The organism is Streptomyces sparsogenes (assembly GCF_001704635.1).
Lineage (GTDB): Bacteria > Actinomycetota > Actinomycetes > Streptomycetales > Streptomycetaceae > Streptomyces > Streptomyces sparsogenes.
The window spans coordinates 13,230-33,007 of sequence record NZ_MAXF01000187.1; the positions used below are offsets into that span (position 1 = coordinate 13,230).

The 19,778-nt window shown below is 73.6% G+C and carries 22 protein-coding genes and 1 pseudogene; 15 read left to right on the plus strand and 8 right to left on the minus strand.

All coding sequences use genetic code 11. The features are described from left to right. Nucleotides 1–190 precede the first annotated feature (190 nt). Nucleotides 191–1,048 carry a helix-turn-helix transcriptional regulator gene (locus BBH68_RS34205; RefSeq protein ID WP_065967662.1) on the plus strand — a complete coding sequence of 286 codons (858 nt, stop codon included), beginning with the start codon at nt 191–193 and terminating at the stop codon, nt 1,046–1,048. A 100-nt stretch (nt 1,049–1,148) separates the two neighbouring features. Here BBH68_RS34205 and BBH68_RS34210 read toward each other — a convergent pair whose 3' ends face one another. Then, entirely contained in the window at nt 1,149–1,559 is a 411-nt protein-coding gene (locus tag BBH68_RS34210) for a VOC family protein (protein WP_065967684.1), read from the minus strand. Nucleotides 1,560–1,618: 59 nt separating this feature from the next. After that, nucleotides 1,619–1,978 (minus strand): helix-turn-helix domain-containing protein, encoded by a 360-nt coding sequence (locus tag BBH68_RS34215; RefSeq protein ID WP_065967685.1) that lies wholly within the window; start codon nt 1,976–1,978, stop codon nt 1,619–1,621. A gap of 183 nt (nt 1,979–2,161) precedes the next feature. Between BBH68_RS34215 and BBH68_RS41100 the strand changes: the two genes are divergently transcribed. The 12 genes from BBH68_RS41100 (at nt 2,162) to BBH68_RS34275 (ending at nt 10,181) form a co-directional block, all read left to right on the plus strand. Then, nucleotides 2,162–2,830 (plus strand): hypothetical protein, encoded by a 669-nt coding sequence (locus tag BBH68_RS41100; protein WP_245738441.1) that lies wholly within the window; start codon nt 2,162–2,164, stop codon nt 2,828–2,830. Beyond that, nucleotides 2,827–3,024: a hypothetical protein gene (locus BBH68_RS34225; RefSeq protein WP_065967663.1), complete on the plus strand. Its 198-nt coding sequence runs from the start codon at nt 2,827–2,829 to the stop codon at nt 3,022–3,024. The genes BBH68_RS41100 and BBH68_RS34225 overlap by 4 nt, the downstream gene beginning before the upstream one ends. Nucleotides 3,025–3,190: 166 nt before the next feature. Continuing rightward, on the plus strand, nt 3,191–3,598 hold the full coding sequence (locus BBH68_RS34230) for a hypothetical protein (RefSeq protein ID WP_065967664.1): 408 nt from the start codon (nt 3,191–3,193) through the stop codon (nt 3,596–3,598). Nucleotides 3,599–3,654: 56 nt separating this feature from the next. Beyond that, entirely contained in the window at nt 3,655–4,230 is a 576-nt protein-coding gene (locus BBH68_RS34235; protein ID WP_065967665.1) for a phage tail tube protein, read from the plus strand. A 79-nt stretch (nt 4,231–4,309) separates the two neighbouring features. Continuing rightward, complete coding sequence (locus BBH68_RS34240; RefSeq protein ID WP_065967666.1) at nt 4,310–4,600, plus strand: hypothetical protein; 291 nt, start codon at nt 4,310–4,312, stop codon at nt 4,598–4,600. Between the two features lie 14 nt (nt 4,601–4,614). Next, nucleotides 4,615–5,028, plus strand: a complete 414-nt coding sequence (locus tag BBH68_RS34245; protein WP_065967667.1) for a hypothetical protein — start codon at nt 4,615–4,617, stop codon at nt 5,026–5,028. A 15-nt stretch (nt 5,029–5,043) separates the two neighbouring features. Further along, nucleotides 5,044–5,607 (plus strand): AAA family ATPase, encoded by a 564-nt coding sequence (locus BBH68_RS34250; protein WP_065967668.1) that lies wholly within the window; start codon nt 5,044–5,046, stop codon nt 5,605–5,607. Between the two features lie 21 nt (nt 5,608–5,628). Next, on the plus strand, nt 5,629–6,792 hold the full coding sequence (locus BBH68_RS34255; RefSeq protein ID WP_065967669.1) for a phage tail family protein: 1,164 nt from the start codon (nt 5,629–5,631) through the stop codon (nt 6,790–6,792). Between the two features lies 1 nt (nt 6,793). Then, nucleotides 6,794–7,702: a phage distal tail protein gene (locus tag BBH68_RS34260; RefSeq protein ID WP_065967670.1), complete on the plus strand. Its 909-nt coding sequence runs from the start codon at nt 6,794–6,796 to the stop codon at nt 7,700–7,702. 135 nt (nt 7,703–7,837) lie between these two features. Further along, nucleotides 7,838–8,881, plus strand: a complete 1,044-nt coding sequence (locus BBH68_RS34265; RefSeq protein WP_065967671.1) for a hypothetical protein — start codon at nt 7,838–7,840, stop codon at nt 8,879–8,881. Between the two features lie 5 nt (nt 8,882–8,886). Continuing rightward, nucleotides 8,887–9,975, plus strand: coding sequence for a hypothetical protein (locus tag BBH68_RS34270; protein WP_065967687.1), 1,089 nt, complete (start codon nt 8,887–8,889; stop codon nt 9,973–9,975). After that, entirely contained in the window at nt 9,975–10,181 is a 207-nt protein-coding gene (locus tag BBH68_RS34275) for a hypothetical protein (protein ID WP_065967672.1), read from the plus strand. Before BBH68_RS34270 ends, BBH68_RS34275 begins: the two co-directional genes overlap by 1 nt. Before the next feature lie 25 nt (nt 10,182–10,206). Here the strand turns inward: BBH68_RS34275 and BBH68_RS34280 are convergent, their stop codons facing one another. Then, the gene (locus BBH68_RS34280) at nt 10,207–11,577 is read right to left on the minus strand and encodes a CAP domain-containing protein (protein ID WP_065967673.1); all 1,371 of its coding nucleotides are present in this window, start codon (nt 11,575–11,577) and stop codon (nt 10,207–10,209) included. A 132-nt stretch (nt 11,578–11,709) separates the two neighbouring features. On the opposite strand from BBH68_RS34280, the gene BBH68_RS34285 reads away from it, so the two are divergent. Then, nucleotides 11,710–12,663 (plus strand): AraC family transcriptional regulator, encoded by a 954-nt coding sequence (locus BBH68_RS34285; protein WP_065967674.1) that lies wholly within the window; start codon nt 11,710–11,712, stop codon nt 12,661–12,663. 20 nt (nt 12,664–12,683) lie between these two features. On the opposite strand, the gene BBH68_RS34290 is transcribed toward BBH68_RS34285, so the two are convergent. The 4 genes from BBH68_RS34290 to BBH68_RS34305 all read right to left on the minus strand — a co-directional run bounded on the left by BBH68_RS34290 (nt 12,684) and on the right by BBH68_RS34305 (nt 17,541). After that, a complete protein-coding gene (locus BBH68_RS34290; RefSeq protein WP_065967675.1) occupies nt 12,684–13,523 on the minus strand; it encodes an NmrA family NAD(P)-binding protein in 840 nt (279 codons plus the stop codon). 107 nt (nt 13,524–13,630) lie between these two features. Further along, nucleotides 13,631–15,088: an ATP-binding protein gene (locus tag BBH68_RS34295; RefSeq protein ID WP_065967676.1), complete on the minus strand. Its 1,458-nt coding sequence runs from the start codon at nt 15,086–15,088 to the stop codon at nt 13,631–13,633. Next, nucleotides 15,085–16,788 carry an NAD(P)/FAD-dependent oxidoreductase gene (locus BBH68_RS34300; protein ID WP_065967677.1) on the minus strand — a complete coding sequence of 568 codons (1,704 nt, stop codon included), beginning with the start codon at nt 16,786–16,788 and terminating at the stop codon, nt 15,085–15,087. Before BBH68_RS34300 ends, BBH68_RS34295 begins: the two co-directional genes overlap by 4 nt. A 159-nt stretch (nt 16,789–16,947) precedes the next feature. Continuing rightward, nucleotides 16,948–17,541, minus strand: coding sequence for a hypothetical protein (locus BBH68_RS34305; RefSeq protein ID WP_065967678.1), 594 nt, complete (start codon nt 17,539–17,541; stop codon nt 16,948–16,950). A gap of 142 nt (nt 17,542–17,683) precedes the next feature. Here BBH68_RS34305 and aac(3) point away from each other — a divergent pair, with 142 nt between their 5' ends. Further along, nucleotides 17,684–18,532 (plus strand): aminoglycoside 3-N-acetyltransferase, encoded by an 849-nt coding sequence (gene aac(3), locus BBH68_RS34310; protein WP_065967679.1) that lies wholly within the window; start codon nt 17,684–17,686, stop codon nt 18,530–18,532. A gap of 97 nt (nt 18,533–18,629) precedes the next feature. Here aac(3) and BBH68_RS34315 read toward each other — a convergent pair. Further along, nucleotides 18,630–19,778, minus strand: a pseudogene (locus BBH68_RS34315) (NB-ARC domain-containing protein); the annotation flags it as partial.

Sequence of the window (19,778 nt, forward strand, 5' to 3'; positions counted from 1 at the left end):
AGCTGCTGGGCGGGGGATGCCGGGACCGGTGGGTCCCGGCGGCGGGCGCCTGGGCCGGCGTTGCCGTCGGCGACCGCGCCCTGATCGCTTCTCCAGCGTGCGCCAGGGTCTCCGCGCCGGCCAGGGTGGTCTCCACCCTGGGGCCCGCGACCCCTGGCTCGGCCCGCCCGCGGGGGCCATGATGAGGGGCGTGAACCACTCCGAACTCGCCGCGTTCCTCAAATCCCGGCGCGACCGGATCCGCCCGGGCGACGTCGGCCTGCCCACCGGTCCCCGGCGCCGGGTGCCCGGCCTGCGGCGCGAGGAGGTCGCCCAGCTGGCCGGTCTGTCCGCGGACTACTACACCGAGCTGGAGCGCGGCCGGGGCGCCCAGCCCTCGGCGCAGGTCCTGGCCGCCCTCGCCCGGGCGCTGCGGCTGGACGGCGACGAGCGCGACCACCTCTTCCACCTCGCCGACCGGCCGGTCCCGCCGGCGGCACACGGCCCGAACGCGCACGTCCAGCCCGGCCTGCTCGGCCTGCTCGACCGGCTCACCACCACCCCCGCCCAGGTCATCACCGATCTGCACGAGATCCTCGTGCAGAACCCCCTGGCCGCCGCGCTCGTCGGCCGCCCTCCGGCGGTACGCGGGCCCGAGGCGAGCCTGGTCCACCGCTGGTTCACCGACCCGGGCGCCCGCGCGATCTACCCGGCCGAGGACCACCCCCACCACTCCCGGGTCTTCGTCGCCGACCTCCAGGCGGTCGCCGCCCGGCGCGGCAAGGACAGCGAGGTGACCCGGATGGTGGCCACGCTACGGCGGCGCAGCCGGGAGTTCGCCACCCTCTGGGACACTCATGACGTCGCCCTCCGCCGGACCGATCACAAGCGCATCGTCCACCCCGCGCTCGGTGTCATCGAGCTGGACTGCCACAGCCTGTTCAGCGAGGACGGACGCCAGCGCCTGCTGTGGTTCAGCGCCCCGCCCGGCACCGAGGGCGCCGCCCAGCTGGAGCTGCTCTCCGTCATCGGTACGCAGGACATGACCACCCGGGCGTCGAACGGCTGAGGCCCGTACGGAGAGGCCCCATACGGAGAGGCCCATACGGCACGGAGGGCCCCGGCGTCGACCGCCGCTGGCCCTCCGGACGTGGGGGGCGTGAGGGCCGTCAGGCCGTGGGCTGGGTGAAGCGGATGCGGTTGCCGAAGGGGTCGCGGAGGCCGCAGTCGATGCCGTACGGGCGCTCGGTGGGCTCCTCGGTGAACTCGACGCCCTGGGCCAGCAGCGTCTCGTACGTCTTGCGGCAGTCCTCCGTGGTGAAGATCAGCCAGCCACCCGTCGCACCCTTGGTCACCAGCTCGCGGACCTGCCGCGCCGTCTCCTCGGACATCGCCGGCGGGCCCGGCTTCTCCAGCAGGATCTCGCGCTCCGGGTGGCCGGGGACGGTGACCGTCAGCCAGCGCATGAAGCCCATGTCGACGTCCGCCTTGACCTCCAGGCCGAGCTTGCCGACGTAGAAGTCGAGGGCTTCGTCCTGGTCCAGGACGTACATCGAAGAGTGTGTGATCGCGTTGAACATGTGCATCACGCTACCGAGCGGGCGGGACGAAAACTTATCCAAAACTGCTCAGTCGGCGGTCAGTCGCTCGGCCGTGTCCAGGCCATGGTGAAGCACGTCGGCACGCCGAGGGCGACCGCTTCCCTGCGATACGCCCTCGGCGACCGCCCGACGATGTCGCGGAAGGTACGGCTGAAGGTCCCCGGACTGCCGAAGCCCACCTCGAAGCAGATGTCCGTCACGCTGCGGTCGGTCTCCCGCAGCAGGAACATGGCGCGCTCGACCCGGCGGCGCTGCAGATAGCGGTGCGGTGTCTCGCCGAACGTGGCCCGGAAGGTGCGCGTGAAGTGCGCCGGCGACACATGGGCGATCCGGGCCAGGGCCGGGACGTCCAGCGGCTGCGCGTAGGCGCGGTCCATGGCGTCCCGGGCGCGCAGCATGTGGCGGTTGCTCTGTTCGGTGGCGCTGTTCACGGCGCCATCACACCACGCGGGCGCGGCACCGGGCCATCACCTCGCCGTCCAGGCCCCGATACCCCGACAGGTGCCACATACCGGTGGGAACCGTTCCGCGCCGCCCGCGGCTCCTAGGGAGTGAAGAGGCCGACGACATGGGGGGTTCTGTTGAGCAATGACGCACTTCCGCGCCCTGACCGCATCAGAGCGAGCCACTGGATCACCGTCTTGGCGCGGCAGTTCCCCGAGCTGCGGGCGGAGCTGGCGCCCTCCCCGCACCGCGCCGGGCTCGGGCGGGGGCGCGGGGGCGCCGACCGGCACGGGCCCTCGGCGCCCCTGCGGATGCGGATCTGCGACACCGTGCGGGACATCACCGACGGTGTCGTGGAGCTCGAGGAGGCCGTCCACGACCGGCTGGGGCTGCCGCCCGCCGGCAAGGGGTCGGTCGAGGTCAGGCTGGGCCGGCTGGCGGGGCTGCTGGACCGGGTCGAGGCCGACCCGGTGCTGATGCGGCACCTGCTGGACGAGGTCGGCGCACTGGCGCGACGCTGCTCCGGCGCGCTCGGCGACGCCGAGCCCATGGTGCGGCTGCGCGGCCGATGTCCGCTGTGCGCCTCGGTCTCGCTGCGGGCGTTTCCGCTGCGGGGGACGGTGCTGTGCATCAACCCGGGTTGCCGGTGTCCGCGGCCGGACTGCGGCTGCCATGAGGACCGGGCGCACCGGCACTCCTGGCCACAAGGCGAGTGGGGAGAGCTGTTCGGGCGGGGCGGGGCGGCCCTGGAGGAGATCACCGCCGCCCTGGACGGCCGGTCCGCCGTTGGGGCGGTGGGCCGATGAACACCGCCCGGGCGCCCGAGGGCACGCTGGTGACCGCCGACCTGGCCGCCCTGGAGGTGGGCGTCACCCCGGCCACCATCCGCAAGTGGGTGCAGTTGGAGCGGCTGCGGCCCGCGGGGCGCCGGGGCAGGGCGTTCCTCTACCGGCTGGAAGATGTGTTCGCGGCCGAACGTGCCGCCCGGCGACGCATGTGACCTGCGGGCCCCTTGGTCATCTCGCGACATGTGACGACAACTGGTTGCGAATGGGCGGGAGTTGCGTCACACTTGGCGACAGCGGCGGAGCTGTGCCCGGGACCCGGGCCACGGTCCCGCCGCTTTTCGCTGTGCGCAGCCCCTGACGACCGCGAGGAGTGCGCGCATGACCGAGCCCTTGGTGATCTTTCCTGACGTCGAACGCCTCGTCGTCGAGCACCTGAAGAACCGCCCCGAGCTGGCCGGGGTCCTCGTGGACAACCGGACCCCGCCCGGCTTCGACGGGACCCAGAAGGCGGTGCTGGTCTCCCGCGCGGGCGGGGTCTGGGTGGAGGACATCCATCTGGACCAGCCGCTGGTCGACCTCGAGGTGTACGGCCCCGACAAACCCACCGCCCACACCGTGGCCACGGCCGCCCGCACGGCGCTGTTCACCGTGCGCGGCACCACGTTCGGCACCGCCGGTGTCACCGACATCGTCGAGGTGGACGGCCCCCGCTGGCTGCCCGACCACCTCCACGCGGCGGCCAGCCGCTATCTGTCCACGGTCCGGCTGTCCATCCGCCCGGCGTAGCCGGCCGCCTCGCCTCACCGCGTCACAAACGTCACAAACGTCACAAGGAGCCACGCATGCCCGGAATGAACCCCAACGAGATCCGTGTCGCGGGGACCGGCCGCATCCTGACCGCCCCGCTCGGCACCACCGTCCCGGCCGATGTGTCCACGGCGTGGGCGGCGGGCTGGAAGGACCTCGGGTACACCACCACCGACGGCATCAAGTTCAACAAGAAGGACAAGATCGACCCGGTGGACACCTGGCAGTCGGTCAGCCCGGCCCGGTTCGTCTACTCCGACCGCGACCTCACCGTGAAGTTCCAGCTGCTCCAGCTCAACGAGGACACCCTGCCGTTCTTCTTCGGCGGCGACGCGGTGGCGGAGACCGCGGCCGGCTCCAAGGTGTACCGCTACGAGCTGGACGCCGAGCCGAAGAAGGACGAGCGGATGCTGGGCGTCGAGTTCGCGGACGGCGATGTCATCAAGTACCGGTTCATCCTCCGCAGGGGCCAGGTCACCGAGACCGAGGAACTCCAGCTCACCCGCACGGCCGCGGTCCGCCTCGGCGTCACCTTCACCGCGCTGGCCGTGGACAACGACACCCCGCTGGCCACCTGGCTGATGAACGACCCGGCCTTCGCCGGCTCCTGACCACCCCCGCCACTTCCCCCCGCGCACACCCCACGTGCCACCGCGCACCACTTCCCAACCGCGAAGGAGTCGTTCGCCGATGCCCGCGTTCAACGTCAACGCCGCACGCGCCCAGCGTCTGGAAGCGCTGGGCCTGACCTGGGACTTCGAGGTCGACGGGGAGACGTTCTCACTCCCCACCGAGATCCCCCGCCGCTCCGCCCACGCCCTCGCCGACCTCAAGGACAACGACCTGGACGGGCTGCTCGCGCTGCTCATGGGCGAGAAGAGCTACCAGCGGCTGTGCGAACACGAGGTGAGCGTGCAGGACATCGCCGCGATCCTCGAGGCGTACGGCAAGGACACCGGGCTCGGCGTGGGGGAAGGCTGAGCCTCGGCGCGCTCGTGGAGGAGCACGCCGAGGCGCTGGAGGCCGATCTGCTGCGGTACTACGGCGTCGACCTGCTCGACTGGCACCGCGAGGCGCTGTCCTCGCGGCGGCTGGCGGTGCTGGTGCGCCATCTGCCGCCGGACTCGGCGTTCGTACGGGCGCGGGAGGGGGAGGCCGCGGAGTGGGGGCTGACGGACCATCTGCTGGCGGCGGTGGTGGATCACCTCGCGATCGCCAACTGGATGTTCGCGTCGGTCAACCGCGACGAGTACGCGGACCCGCCGGAGACGCCGGTGCCGGTGCCGCGGCCGGCGGCGGGGGCCGCCACGGCGCCCGAGACCCGGGACACGGGCCCGTCCGACGGCCCGGGCCCGGCCGCGACCGGGCGGGGGCCGAGCGCGGCGGAGTTGGCACGGTTCTTCGGGTGATCTACAGGAGGGGCAATGGGGGACATCGTGCGGGATCTGCTCGGGACCGTGCAGGATCTCCGCAAGACCCTGGACAAGCAGCTTCAGGAGTGGAAGGTCGAGCATGCCTGGGTGAAAAAGGCGATCGCCGGCCTGAACACCGAGGCCAACCTGCTCAAAGGCGAGGCCAACGTCGCCAGCTACTCGTTCAAGCTCGCGGGGAAGGACTTCAACCTCCAGGAGTTCCTCACGGAGAGACGGGCCGAGCGGGAGACACAGCAGACCATCAACGGCATCAAGTCGTCCATCGCCGAACTGAAGCAGCGTCTCGACCACCTGCACGGCTTCGTGAGACAGGGTGTCGTGCGGCCTCTGAACGAGCTGCACGGACAGGTGCGGGAGCTGTCCAGCCGTATCAACCGGGCCGCCGACCAGGCCGCCCGGGCGAACCACCGGCTGGACGCCCTGTCCAGGCAGGTCAGCCGCACCGCCCCGCAGCAGCAGGCGCACATCGGCAACACCCGGTCCTTCAGCGAAACCGCCGAGCGCATCAACCACCTCGAAGCCCGTATCGACAGCTTGGCCCGGGCGCTGGGCTGAGGGACGGAGGGAGGCACCGCCATGTCACTGCTCGCGGCACTCAACAGGTCGTCGTCCGCACTGCTGAGGCTGAAGAACGGCACCGGCCAGACGGACACCAGCGTCTCCAAATTCGCCCGGACCGCGACCCAGGCCGGGTCCGCCGTCGGCCGCATCAAGGGCGACGTCGACAAGTCGGCCAACTCCATGCGCACCCTCCAGCGGGAGGCCACCGCCGCCGAGCGCAGCGTGGCCAGGAGTGGGCGTTCCATGGCCACCGCCGGCCGCAGTGCGGCGACGGGCGGAGGGCTGATGGGGCGGATGAAGACGGGGTTGCAGGGGGTGACCACGGCCCAGAAGGGCCTGAACACCGCGATGAAGTCGAACGTCTTCGGGGCGGTCATGGCGCTGCTGATGCCGCTGATCATGAAGCTCGTCGACATGGCCATGCAGTCCAAGACGGTACAGCGGATCGTCCAGGCGGCCTTCAGGATCGTCGGCCAGGTCATCGGCACCACGATGCGGGTGGCGAGACAGGTGGTGCAGACGACGTGGAACGCCATCAAGACCGCGTTCACGGTCGTGCTGAAGGTCATCTGGACCGTGGTGAAGACCTACTTCACCATCTACAAGACCATCATCACCACGGTCATCCACGCCATCATGGCCGTGATCCGCCCGCTGCTGTCCTTCTTCTCGGAGAAGATCCCCGCCGCGTTCCGGGCCACCAGGAGCGGCATCCAGCGCGCGTTCAGCGGGCTGGCCGGGATCGTCCGGGGCGCGTTCAGTGCCGTGCTGGGCGCGGTGCGGGGGCCGCTGAACGGGGTGATCGGGCTGGTCAACCGGGCGATCGGCGCGCTGAACCGGGTGAAGGTGTCGATCCCTTCGTGGGTGCCGGGCGGGATCGGGGGCAAGTCGTTCGGGGTGAACCTGCCCACCATCCCCACGCTCGCCCAGGGAGGCGTCGTGCTGCCCCGCCCCGGGGGCACCCTCGCGCTGCTCGCCGAGGCGGGGCAGGCCGAGGCCGTGCTGCCGCTGAACCGGCTGAACGCGCTGCTGGCCCGCAGTGGGCCCGCGCCGGGGCTCGCCATGGCGGGTGGCGGGCCGCGGGGCGGGTTCGTCATCGAGCACTACCACGAGGCGCCGGGCGCCAGCGCCCGGCAGACCGCCGAGGATCTGATGTTCCTGATGAAGGCGAGGGGGTGACATGGCGGGCGAGAACACCGCCGCCGAGCCGGGGCCGCGGATCACCGTCGATGGGCAGGTGCAGTGGGCCGGGCTGCTGATGGGCCCCGGAACCGACTACTGGATCGCCGCCGAGGGGCTCACCGGCTGGGAGGAGCTGCCCGGCCTGGACAGCGCCGACGCCGACCGCCCGGTGGGGCACGGCGGGTGGCCGGGTTCGCAGTGGGCGCAGGCCCGTACGGTCACCGCGCAGGTGTGGTTCGCGCCGGACCCGGACGCCGGGCCCGAGGCCGTACGGGAGGCCCTGCGCGCCCTGCGCGCGGCCACCGCCGTGCGCGACGAGGAGGAGTGGCTCGCGGTGCGGCTGCACGGCGAGACGCTGGCGGTGCGGGCCCGGGTCACCCAGCGTGTGGTGCCCACCGACCGGCAGTTCGCGGCGAGCCGACTGGCGAAGATGACGCTCCAGTGGAAGGCCTCCGATCCGCGCCGCTACGCGGTGGTGGGGCGGCTGGACACCGTGGGCCTCCCCCAGCGGGAGCCGGGCCTGACCTGGCCGCTCGCCTGGCCGCTGGCCTGGGGCACGCCCGGCGCCACGGGCGACCTCACCGTGGAGAACGACGGCAGCGCGCCCGCCCATCCGGTGATCACCTTCACCGGGCCCTGCACCCGGCCGCGCCTGGCCAACCGGGCCGGCGGCGACTGGCTGGAGTACGCGATCACGCTGGCCGAGGACGACGAACTCGTCGTGGACACCGCCGAGGGGACCGTGATGTTGGGCGGCACCGCGTCGCGCCGCCACACCGCCGTCCCGGGCAGTGCTCCGGAGGAGTCGTTCACCCTGCCGCCCGGCACCTCACAGCTGTCGTTCCGGGCCGCGTCGGGAGGGGCGGGGGCCACCGCCACGATCGCCTGGCGGAGCGCGGAGTGGTGAGCGCGGGGTGGTGAGCGCGCCGCACAGCCCGCACAGCCCGCACAACACAGCCCGCGCAGCCCCAACAACACAGCCCGCCCCGCGCAGACCGCACGCGGCGGACAGAAGTCCTCTGATCACCGTGGGAGCCGTTTCATGACCGTTCGTTCCGCCTGGCATCCGCCCACCGGCCAGACCCGCGAGGACACCCGGCTCGCCGTCGGCCTCGGCATGGCCTCCGCCGGGCCGCTGCTGACCCGCGCCGGGTGCGTGTTCGGCGGGCTCCAGCTCACCGGCACCGCCGCCACCGGCATGCAGGCCAGACTCTCGCCCGGGCAGGTGTGGATCGCGGGCACGTCCACCGGCTCGCAGGGCGGCTACCCGGTCACCGTGGATTCCGACGCCCTGCTGACCGTCGCCGACGGACACGCCAGCCTGCCGCGCGTGGACGCGCTGGTCGTGCGGGTCTACGACAACGACTACGACGGCTCCGGCAGGTACGAGGCGGCCCTGGAACTGCTCCAGGGAACCCCGGCCGGCTCCCCCACCGCCCCGGCCGTGCCCAAGAACGCCGAACTCCTCTACGAGATCGCCGTTCCCGCCGGGGCCTCCGCCGCCAAGGGCATCACCTGGGCCTCCGCCATCACCGACCGCCGCCGCTACACCGCGGCGCTGGGCGGCATCGTGCCCGCGGCGGGCGGGGCGCCGCACAACGGGGCGTACGTCGGGCAGTACCGCGACGCGGGCGGCCGGCTGGAGCGCTGGGACGGCGCCCAGTGGACGAAGTTCATCCCCAACTCGGTCCTGGTGCACACCCTGAACTGGGGCGGCACCACCGGCACCTCGTACGTGGAGGTGCTCCCCATCGACACCCTCACCTCCCTCGCCGCCACCTTCACCGCGCCGCCCTCGCGGTGGGTGTCCCTCACCTTCGGCGCCTACACGGCCGCCGACGGCGACGCCACCGCGTACATCTCCTTCCGGCTCAGGCTGCAGAACGGCACGGAGGTGCTCGCCCCCTCCGACGACCGCGCGGCCATCCTCGCCGGCGCGGGCAGGGCGTCCATCTCCACCTGCTTCCCGGTGGGGAACCTCACCCCCGGGGCCGTCTACACCGTGACCGCCGCCTACCGGTCCTCCGTCGCGGGGACGCGCGTGCACTTCGACAACCGTTTCATCCGCGTCGACCCGGTGGCGTGACCGCCGTGGACGCCCGCTACCGCGCCGTGTTCACCGATCTGCGCACCGACCAGGCCATCGACGTGCTGCCCCTGCAAGGCGTGGAGTACGACGACTACCTCGGCAAGCCCGGGTCGCTCAGCGCGACCCTGCCGGTGCCCGACGTCCGGATGGCCGGGCGCGTCCGGGAGCTGGTGGAAGGGCGCACCGCGGTCTATCTGGAGCGTGGGGACGAGGTGTGCTGGGGCGGCATCGTGTGGACCCTGACCCCGGCCACGGACGACCGGGGCGCCACCACGGTCGGGCTGCAGGCGGCCACCTTCGACTCGTACGCGGGCCGCCGCTACATCCGGGCGAACCTGAGCTTCTCCGCGGTCGACCACCTGGAGATCGTCCGGGGGCTGTGGGAGTACATGCAGGGGGCCGAGGGCGGCCGGATCGGGGTGGAGTACGGGACGACGGCGCCGACCGTGTCCCGTACGGTGTCCTACCGCGACGGTGACGAGACCCTGGTGGAGGAGGCGATCGGGCAGCTCGCGGCGATGGAGCCCGGCTTCGAGCACCGGATCGCGGTGTACCGGGACCCGGTGTCGGGGCGGCGGGTGAAGCTGCTCCAGCTCGGCTCGCCGAAGATCCGGGTGGGCAGCCAGCCGGTGATGCTGGATCTGCCGGGCGATGTGCTGTCGTACTCCTTCCCCCGCGATGCCACGCGCGGCGGGACGACCGCGCGGGCCAGGGGCGGTACCCCGGAGGGCGGGGCGAGCACTCCGGTGCTGTCCGCGGAACAGGTGGCCCAGGACCTGATCGCGGCCGGGTTCCCGCGCCTCGACACCTCGTCCGACCACAGCAACGTCACCGACAAGGCGACGCTGGACGCGTTCGCCCGGTCCGAACTGGCCGCCCTGCGCGGCCCGGTGGTCATCCCCTCGGTCCGGATCCGCCTCGGGTCCGGCACCACGCCCGCGCTGCTCGGCACGACCGTGCGGCTGCGGATCAAGGACGTGTGGTTCTCCGAGGGCCTGGACGCCCGCTATCGCGTGGTCGGCATCAAGGTCACCGCCCCTGAGCGGGGCCGCCCGGAGACCGCCGACCTGTATCTGGAGGAGGCGGACTGATGGCGAACCTGCCCGAGGACATCGTGGACCGGATCAGGGCCCTGGAACGGCAGGTCCACCGGCTCACCACCTACGTCAACAGCAAGCCCGGCGGGATGCCGGGGACGCTGGAGGCCGCGGAGCCGCCGGGGCCGCCGGCACCGCCCGCCGGAGAGGACCCCGTGGACGGGCCGCCGGGCGACGGTACGGCCGACGGCGGGGGGTGACCGGTGGGCGGGTCCCCGCGGACCGTCAGACGCTGCCGAAGAGCTGGGTCCAGTACGTGCCGGCCCGGCTCCCCGTCGCGTAGCCGATCCCGAGGTGGCTGAACTCCGGCTTCAGGATGTTCGCACGGTGTCCGGGGCTGTTCAGCCAGCCGCGGACCACCTCCTCGGGGGTGCGCTGACCGCACGCGATGTTCTCGCCGATGCCGCGGTGGCGGGATCCGGCGGCCCTGGCCCGGTCCCACGGTTCTCCGCCCTCGGGCGTGGTGTGGGCGTAGAAGTCGCGGGCCACCATGTCCTCGCTGTGCCGCTGCGCGGCCACGGTCAGCTGGGGGTTTGGGGCCAGCGGCGGCAGTCCGGCCGCGGCCCGCTCCGCGTTGGTGAGCGCCAGGACGGCGGCGGCGGTGCGGGCCAGGCCCGCCGCCGTGAACGGCTGCGCCCACAGCACGGTCCAGAAGGTCTCCCCCGAGCGGCCGCCCACGGCCCGGCCCGTCCCGACATGCGCGACCGAGGGATCCCGGAACGGCGCGCCGCGCTCGCCGTCGGCGAGGCAGTAGTCCATGAACTCGGCCGCCGTACGGGGCCCGGAGACGAGGTGCTCGGCGATGGTCAGCGGGGCGTAGCCGGCGGCGGCGATCCGGTGGAAGACCGAGGTGCCGTCGGGGCTCTCGAGGCCGAGGCGGCCCCGCGCGGCCATGGCGTCGGCGTGGGCCCGGGCGGCCGTGCTCAGCCGCGGGTCGAGGGCGACGGCGGGGATCCCGGCGCGGGACCGCGCGCCGTTGACCAGGCCGAGGAAGCCGTCGGGGTCGCAAGGGGCGGCGGCCGGGGGCGCGGAGAGCTGCGGGGGCGACGGGGGCGCGTAGGGCTGCGGGGGCACGGAGAGCTGCGGGGGCTGCGGGGGTGGCGGGGGCTGCCCGCCGTCGTCCGCGACGTCGACCCCGAAGTCCCGGGCCAGCCCGGCCAGTCCCTCCGCGTAGCCCTGCCCCAGGGCCCGCACCTTCCACCCGTCGCCGCGCCGGTAGAGCTCGGCGAGCAGCAGCACCGTCTCCCGGGTCGGGCGCGGCGGTGTGAAGCGGAGGGGCGGCGCCCCGCCCTCCCCCGTCACGGTCATGGTGGGGACGGGCAGCCGGCCGAGCGGCACACCGGGGTCGGCGGGGCTGATGACCACCGTGACGCGGCTCGCGCCGGGCCGCAGCCGCGCGGGCCGCACCGTGACGGTGTCGCCGTCCAAACGGGCGCCGGGCGCGGACGGCTGGTTGAAGAAGACGAAGTCGGCGTCCCCCGCGACCTTTCCGTCCTCGCCGGTGATCAGCACGGACAGGTCGAAGGGACCCGGCACCCGGATCGCCAGCGCACCGCCGGGTACCGGCGCGTTTCCGCCGGGAACCAGTTCGCCCATGTCCCACCCAACGCCGCGGCCCCGCCAGGGGTTCCGGGCGGCGGCCCGGCCCGTCCCGGCCGACCGTGATGACCGGCCGTCGCGAGACGGTTCACGGCCCCGGAGGCGATCGGGATGTGAGATCGTCTCGCCATGGATGTTCTCGACGACCATCTCGGTGGCGTACGGGCGCGGGGCGCGGCGTTCTGCCGGTCGGTGGTCGAACCGCCGTGGGGCGTGCGGTTCACCGGGCCGGTGCCGCTCGCCCTCGCCACGGTGCTCACCGGCGACGCCTGGATCACCGTGGCGGGCTCGGCCCCGGCCTTGCTGCGCGAGGGGGACATCGCGCTGATCCGCGCCGCCCGGCCGTTCACCGTCTCCGACGACCCGGACACCCCGCCCCGGATCGTCATCGAGGACGAGACCACGTGCTACACGGTCGGCGACGGCCCCCCGCTGGGCAGCGACGACCTGGTCCTCGGGCCGCGCACGTGCGGTCTCGAGCCCGACGCGACCGACACCTTCATCGTCGCGGGCTACCCGATCCGCGGCGATGTGGGTGACCGGCTGCTGCGCTCCCTCCCGGATCTGGCGATCGTCCCGGACGGGCCGGATCTGGCGCCGCTGTCCGGTCTGCTGGCCACCGAGATCGTCGGGGAGGAGCCGGGCCAGCAGGTCGTCCTCGACCGGTTGCTGGACATGCTGTTGGTCAAGGCGTTGCGCCGGTGGTTCGAGCGGCCGGACGCCGAGCCGCCGGCCGGATACCGCGCCCTGGCCGACGCGCGCGTGGGACGCGCGCTGCGGGCCCTGCACGAGGCCCCCGGGCGGCCGTGGACGGTCGCGGCCCTGGCGGCGGAGGCCGGGCTGTCCCGGGCCGCGTTCGCCCGCACGTTCACCGAGCTGGTGGGGGTGCCGCCGATGACCTATGTGACCGAGTGGCGCATGGCGCTGGCCGCCGACCTGCTGCGGGAGCGGGGGGCGAGCGTGGCGTCGGTGGCCCGTCGCATCGGCTACGCGGACGGTTTCGCGTTCAGCAATGCCTTCAAGCGGGTCCGGGGCCGGCCGCCGAGCGCCGTCATCGCCGAGGCCCGTGGGGGCCGGCCCTGAACCGTCACCGGACGCGGCGGTCAGTCCGAGCCGGCTGTCCACGCGCCCGAGGCGGCGGCCTCCTTGACGAAGTCGGCGAAGGAGCGCGGCGGGCGGCCCAGCGCGCGCCGCACGCCGTCGCCGACCGTCTCGCCCGCTCCCCGGCCGATCGCCTCCATCAGGTCCGCCACGGCCCGGACGGTGTCGTCCGGGTATCCCTGCCCGGACAGGGCGGCGACGTAGGTGTCCCGGTCGACCGGGGTGTAGCGGACCTCGCGCCCCGACGCCTCGGAGATGAGGGCGGCGACGGTGCGGAAGGAGAGCGCCTCCGGCCCGGTCACCTCGTACACCTGGCCCGCGTGGGCGTCACCGGTGAGCGCGGCGACGGCCACGTCGGCGATGTCGGCGACGTCGACGAACGCCTCGCGCCCCTCCCCGGCGGGCAGGGCCAGCTCTCCGGACATGACCGGTTCGAGGAGGAAGTCCTCGCTGAAGTTCTGCGCGAACCATCCCGCGCGCAGGATCGTCCAGCGCGGGACCGCCTCGCGCACCAGGGTTTCGAGCGGCTCCTGGTCCGGGTGGGCGCCGCCGCCCTCCCCGCGGGCCGACAGCAGGACGATGCGCTCGACGCCCTCCCGCGCGGCCCGCCGGATGAAGGCGGTGACGTCGGCGAGGTCCACGAACTCGACCATCGGGACCAGGTACACGGCCCGGACGCCCTCCAGGGCGGGGCCCCAGGTCGCCGGGTCGCCGTAGTCGAACAGGGTCGCGGTGGAACGGGAGGCGGCGCGGACGGGGAGGTCGAGGTCGCGCAGGCGGGCGACCACGCGGCGGCCGGTCTTGCCACGGCCGCCCAGGACGAGAATCGGTGCTTGGCTCATGCCCCCATCACACCGCTCCCGCCGAGACGTTCACATGGCCGTGGCGCTCGTACGCATGCGAGATCGTCTCGTCGTGCCGGACCGTCTCGTCGTACCGGGTCGTCTCGTCACACGTCGAGGGACGAGGACCGGTCTTCCGCGGCCGGTGCGGTCAGCGGGAGGCGCACCTGGAAGCGGGTGTCCCCCGGCGCCGACTCGACGCGCAGGTCGCCGTGGTGCTTGTTGACGACGATGCGCCAGGAGATGTCCAGGCCGAGCCCGGTGCCCTCGCCCACCGGCTTGGTGGTGAAGAACGGGTCGAAGACGCGGTCGCGGATGTCCGCGGGAATGCCGGGTCCCGTGTCGCCGAACTCGACGAGCAGCCGGTCGCCGTCGCGGGCGGTGCGCACGGTCAGGGTGCCCTGGCCGTCCACGCTGTTCATGGCGGAGACCGCGTTGTCGATCAGGTTGGTCCACACCTGGTTGAGTTCCCCCGGGTAGGCGGGGATCCTCGGCAGCGTGCGGTCGTAGTCCTTGACCACGGTGACGCGCGGGCCGATCTTGGCGGAGAGCATCAGCAGGGTGGAGTCGAGCAGTTCGTGCACATCGGCGTTCTGGTGGGGCGCGCGGTCGAGTTGCGAGTACTGCCGGGCGGCGTGGACGAGGCCCGAGACACGGGTGGTGGATTCCTCGATCTCGTTCATGAGGAGCTCGGTCTCGACGGTGTAGTTCAGCCACCGTACGGCCCCTTCGAGGGTCTCCTCGCCCACCGCGTCCGCGACCTGGTCCAGCCAGTCGGTGTCGAGGCCGGCCTGGACGAACGTCGGCGCCAGCCGCCATCCGTCCGCGATGCCGTGGTCGTCCAGCCAGTCGGAGATCGTGTCCTCGCGGTCCGAGGCCTCCAGCGGGCTCAGGGCGGGGGCCTTGGCGACGCGCTCGGCCGTGCGCTCCTGGATCTCGACGAGGGTCGCCAGGGTGTCCCGCCGGTACGGGCCGGCCGCGATGGCGCCGAGCTTGTGGCGCATTCCGGCGACCCGCTCCCGGAGCGCCGAGGTGGCCCGCACCGCGGCGGCGGCCGGGTTGTTCAGCTCGTGGGTGAGGCCCGCCGACAGCGAGCCCAGCGCCAGCAGCCGCTCGCGCTGCCCGATGGCCTGCTGGGTGTTCTTGTTGCCGAAGAAGAACCCTTCCAGCAGGTGGACCGGCATGGGGAACCACTCGTGCATGATGCGGGAGAACGTCTCGGCGGGCAGCACGAAGAACCGTGAGGGCTCGACCACGCGCAGGGAGCTGTTGTACACCTGCCGGACCCGGTCGCCCAGATAGGCGTGGAAGGCCCCCGCGTAGACCCCCCGGGCGGAGCTTCGGTTCACCTCCACGTCCTGGGAGCCGACCCGGCGGGAGAGCACGAGCGTCCCCTCGAGCAGCACGTAGAAGCAGGTGGCCGGGTCGCCCTCGGCGTACACGGGCCCGGGCTCGAACCGCTCCACCCGGCCTTCGCGGCACAGCCGCTCGAGCTGCTCGGGGGCCAGCTTCTCGAACAGGAAGAGGGAGCCGATCTCCTCCCGGCTGCACGGCAGCCCGCTCACGACTGCTCCAGATACCGGTGCACCAGCATGACCGCCATGGCTCCCTCTCCGACGGCGGAGGCGACGCGCTTGGCGGACTCGGCCCGCGCGTCACCCGCCACGAACACCCCGGGGACGTTCGTCTCCAGGTGGTACGGCTGCCGGTCCAGCGTCCAGTCGGCCGGGAGCTGCCCGCCGGCGGTCAGATCGGGGCCGGTCAGGATGAATCCGCGGGAGTCCCTGAGCACCGTGCCCTCCAGCCAGTCGGTCAGCGGGGCCGCGCCGATGAACACGAACATCCACTGGGCGTCGACGAGTTCGACGTGTCCGGTCTTGGTGTCGCGCAGGGCCAGCCGCTCCAGCTGGTGCGTGCCGTGGGCGGCCTCCACCACCGTGTTGGTGCGCACCGAGATCGTGGGCGCGGCCGTGACCTGCTGGATGAGGTAGTGCGACATGGAGGCCGACAGGGAGTCCCCGCGCACCACGAGGGTGACCGACTTGGCGCCCCGGGACAGGTACATGGCGGCCTGTCCGGCGGAGTTGGCGCCACCGACGATGTAGACGTCGTGGTTCTGGCAGGAGGCCGCTTCGGTGAGCGCGGAGCCGTAGAACACCCCGCACCCGGTCAGCTCGGTCACGCCGGGCGCCTCGAGCCGCCGGTACGCCACGCCGGTGGCGAGGATCACGCAGTGCGCGGCGATCGCGGACCCGTCCGAGAACCGCACCACGCGCGCCGCGCCGTTGACCTCCAGCCCGGTGACCTCCCGCGCGGTGAGTATCTCGGCGCCGAACTTCGCCGCCTGGCGGCGGGCCCGGTCCGTGAGCTGCGCCCCGGACACGCCGTCCGGGAAGCCCAGGTAGTTCTCGATCCGTGAGCTCTGGCCCGCCTGGCCACCGGTCGCCGAGCGCTCCACCAGCACCGTCCGGAGGCCCTCGGAGGCCCCGTACACGGCCGCGCCGAGCCCGGCGGGCCCGCCGCCGATCACGACGAGGTCGTAGAAGTCGGCCGTCGGGGTGGTCGCCAGACCCACCTGGGCGGCCAGCTCCCGGTCCTCCGGTTCGACCAGCGCCGTGCCGTCCGGGGTGACCACGAGCGGGAGCCGCAGGCCGTCCTGGCCCGCCGCGGAGAGCAGCCGCCGGCCTTCCGGTTCATCGGAGGAGTACCAGCGGTACGGCACCTGGTTGCGGGCCAGGAACTCCCGTACGTCCGAGGAGCGGGCCGACCAGCGGTGTCCGACGACCTTGGTGATGAGCACCGGCCGGTGTTCGCTGGCCCGCCAGGTCTCCAGCAGGTCGTCGAGGACCGGGTAGAGCTTCTCCTCCGGCGGGTCCCAGGGCTTGAGCAGATAGTGGTCGAGGTCGACCACATTGATGGCGTCGATGGCCGCGTCGGTGTCCGCGTACGCGGTCAGCAGCACCCGGCGGGCCCCGGGGTAGATGTCGAGCGCCTGCTCCAGGAACTCGATGCCGTTCATCCGTGGCATGCGGTAGTCGGCGAGGATCACCGCCACCGCCTCGCCGCGCAGCTTCAGCTCGCGCAGCGCCTCGAGCGCGGACTCCCCGGACTCCGAGCGCACCACGCGGTGGGCCTGGCCGTAGCGTCGCCGCAGGTCACGGGCCACGGCACGGGACACTCCCGGGTCGTCGTCCACGGTCAGAATGACGGTCCGCGCGGTGGCCGCGGTGTCTGGGGTGGCCGCGGTGTCTGGGGCCTGTGCCATGCGTCTCCCACCCCGGCCGCTCGGCGCCACCTCTGGCGCCGCCGGTCCGGTCCGTGTACGTCCTGTACGTCCTGCGCCGGTGATCCCATCGTATGGCCGCTCATCCCGCTTGGCCACGAAAAACCTGGTGGCGGAGGATCGTCCGCCGGGGGTGCCGCGCTACGGCGTGCTCGGGGCGAAGCCGTGCGGGGGGAACCGCCGCATCAGTCCCTCGGCCTCCGCCTCCAGTTGGCGTTGCTTGCGGAGACCGGCCCGGATCATGGCCGTCAGGGCCACGTCGAGGAGGGTGAAGAACGCGGCGGGGACCAGCAGGACCGCCTTGTCGCCGGTGAGGGCCTGGACGACCATCCCGCCGGCGACCAGCGCCACCACCACCATGACCGGCACCAGCTTGGCCGGCTTGCGCTCGCCTTTGATCATCGCCGCGTGGTTGCGGGCGGCGCGGGCGCTGAGCCCGTGGAACGCCGGGTGCGCCTGGGCCACCTCCCAGGGCGTGCCGGGCGGCAGCGCCTCGTACCGCGCCGCCGGGTCGGGGTCGGGGACGAAGACCCGCTCACGGACGGACTTGTGGCCCCGGGTGCGGGCGTAGCGGTAGCCGTAGGCGGTGGCCAGCCGGGCGGCCTGGTCGGGCAGGAGCTGGGTGTTGGCGATCGCGACCTCGGGCCGGCCGTCGAACAGCGGCGCGTAGTCGGCCCGGCGCCGCTCCCCGAGGCGGGACAGGCGTTCGGAGAAGGTGCCGCGGTCGCTGCTCATGGTGCTCCGGCTCTCAGGGGTCGGCTCGGGTGGGCAGATTAGCCCACCGCCGCGGAGCCCCTCGCCGTCGCCCTCGCCCCCCGGACCGCTGGGGATAATCCGGTTGCCCGGGGGCCGGGGTGCGGGGATAGGTTCGGCGATCGTGGACGAGATGGACTTGTTGAAGCGCTCCGGGGGTCCCGTGACCCGCGGCCGGCTCGGCCGTGACCTGGCCGCGCTCGGCCTCGGCGAGGGCGACGTGGTCATGTTCCACACCCGGATGTCCGCCCTCGGCTATGTGGCCGGCGGGGCGCAGACCGTCATCGACGCGCTCGGCGACGTGGTGGGCGCGCGTGGCACCCTCATGGTGACCTGCGGCTGGAACGACGCGCCGCCCTACGACTTCGTCACCTGGCCGCAGGCCTGGCAGGACGCCGTGCGCGCGGAACACCCCGCCTACGACCCCGACCTCAGCGAGGCCGACCACAACAACGGCCGCCTCCCCGAGGCGCTGCGCCGCCGACCCGGGGCCGTCCGCAGCCGCCACCCGGACGTCAGCTTCGCGGCCCTGGGAGCGGCGGCCGCGGACCTGATGGCCGACCACCCGTGGGACGACCCCCATGGCCCCGACAGCCCCCTGGCGCGGCTGGTGGCCCACGGCGGCCGGGTCCTCATGCTGGGCGCCCCCTTGGACACCATGACGCTGCTGCACCACTGCGAGGCGCTCGCCCAGGCCCCCGGCAAGCGGTTCGTGGACTACGAACAGCCCCTCCTGGTGGAGGGCCGCCGGGTGTGGCGTCGCTTCCACGACATCGACTCCGAGGAGGGCGCCTTCGACTACTCGGCCGTGGTGCCCGAGGGGCGGGACGCGTTCGAGGTCATCGTCCGGGACATGCTCGCCGCGGGGATCGGCCGGCGCGGCAGGGTCGGAGCCGCCGAGAGCCACCTGTTCGACGCGCCGCGAGTCGTCGAGTACGCCACCGCCTGGCTCGAGGAGAAGCTGAGCCGGTAGCGGCGCGGCGGCAGCGGGACGCCCCGCGGCGGCGCCGCACGCCCTGCCGGTGTCGGGGGCGGGCGGCTTCCCGTGGCGCGGCTCCGGCCGCCCGGCCTCATCGGGGCACCGGGGGCGGGCGGCGGGGCGCGGGCAGGGCCGGGTGGCCGGGTTCCGCGAGGGGCGGTCCCACGGCGGGGAACGGGCGCCCCGCCCGGTGCGCGGTGTGCGGGGGGTGGGCGAGCAGCCGCTGGAAGGCGGCCCGCCGGTCCTCCTCGGTGTCGTGGGCCAGGGTGAGCTCGAGGGCGTGGGCGCGCAGCAGGTCGTGGCGGCGGTACCGGCCCGGGGCGTCCTCGGTGAGCAGGTGGGCCCGGCTCAGCTCGGCGAGCAGCGGGCGGGCCCGCCGCACCGGCTCGCCCAGCAGGCCGGCGGCGACGCACGGGGTGACCTCCGGGCCCGGGTGGAGCCCCAGCAGCCGGTACAGCCGGGCGGCCCGCGGACCGAGGGAGCGGTACGACCGGGTGAACGCCGCACGCAGGTCGGTCGCCGGGTCGCCGCTGTCCAGCGCGTCCAGGTCTCCGCAGGCGTCCCGCAACTCCTCGGCCAGGGCGCCGAGCGGGAAGTGCGGGAGCGCGGCGGCGCGGGCGGCCACGATCGCCAGGGCGAGCGGCAGCCGGGCACACAGCGCGCCGAGCCGGTCGGCCGCCTCCGGCTCGGCGGCGACCCGGGCCGCGCCGAGGCGGCGGGCCAGGAACTCCCGCGTCTCGTCGTCCGACAGCAGGTCCACGGTCACCGGCCAGGCGCCCTCCGCGGCGACCAGGCCGTCCAGCCGGGTCCGGCTGGTCACCACGACGAGGCAGCCGGGGACGCCCGGCAGCAGCGGCCGCACCTGTTCGGCGCTCTGGGCGTCGTCCAGCACGATGAGCACCCGCCGGCCGGCGAGCACGCTGCGGTAGAGGCCGAACCGGGGAGTCGCCGCGGCCGGGACGCGCGGGGCGGGCACCCCGAACGCCTCCAGCACCTCGGCCGCCGCCTCCGCCGGGTCCAGCGCCGTTCCGTCCGTCCCACGGCGGCGCAGCGGGACGTACAGCTGGCCGTCGGGGAAGCGGTCGCGGACCCGGTGTGCCCAGCGCACCGCGAGCGAGGTCTTGCCCACGCCCGGGCCGCCGCCGATCGCGGCGACCACGGTCGTCGTGAGGGGCGCGTCGGATGTCCCGGGCGTGTGGGGCGTCCCGGGCGTGTGGGGTGTCCCGGGGGTGTCGGGTGT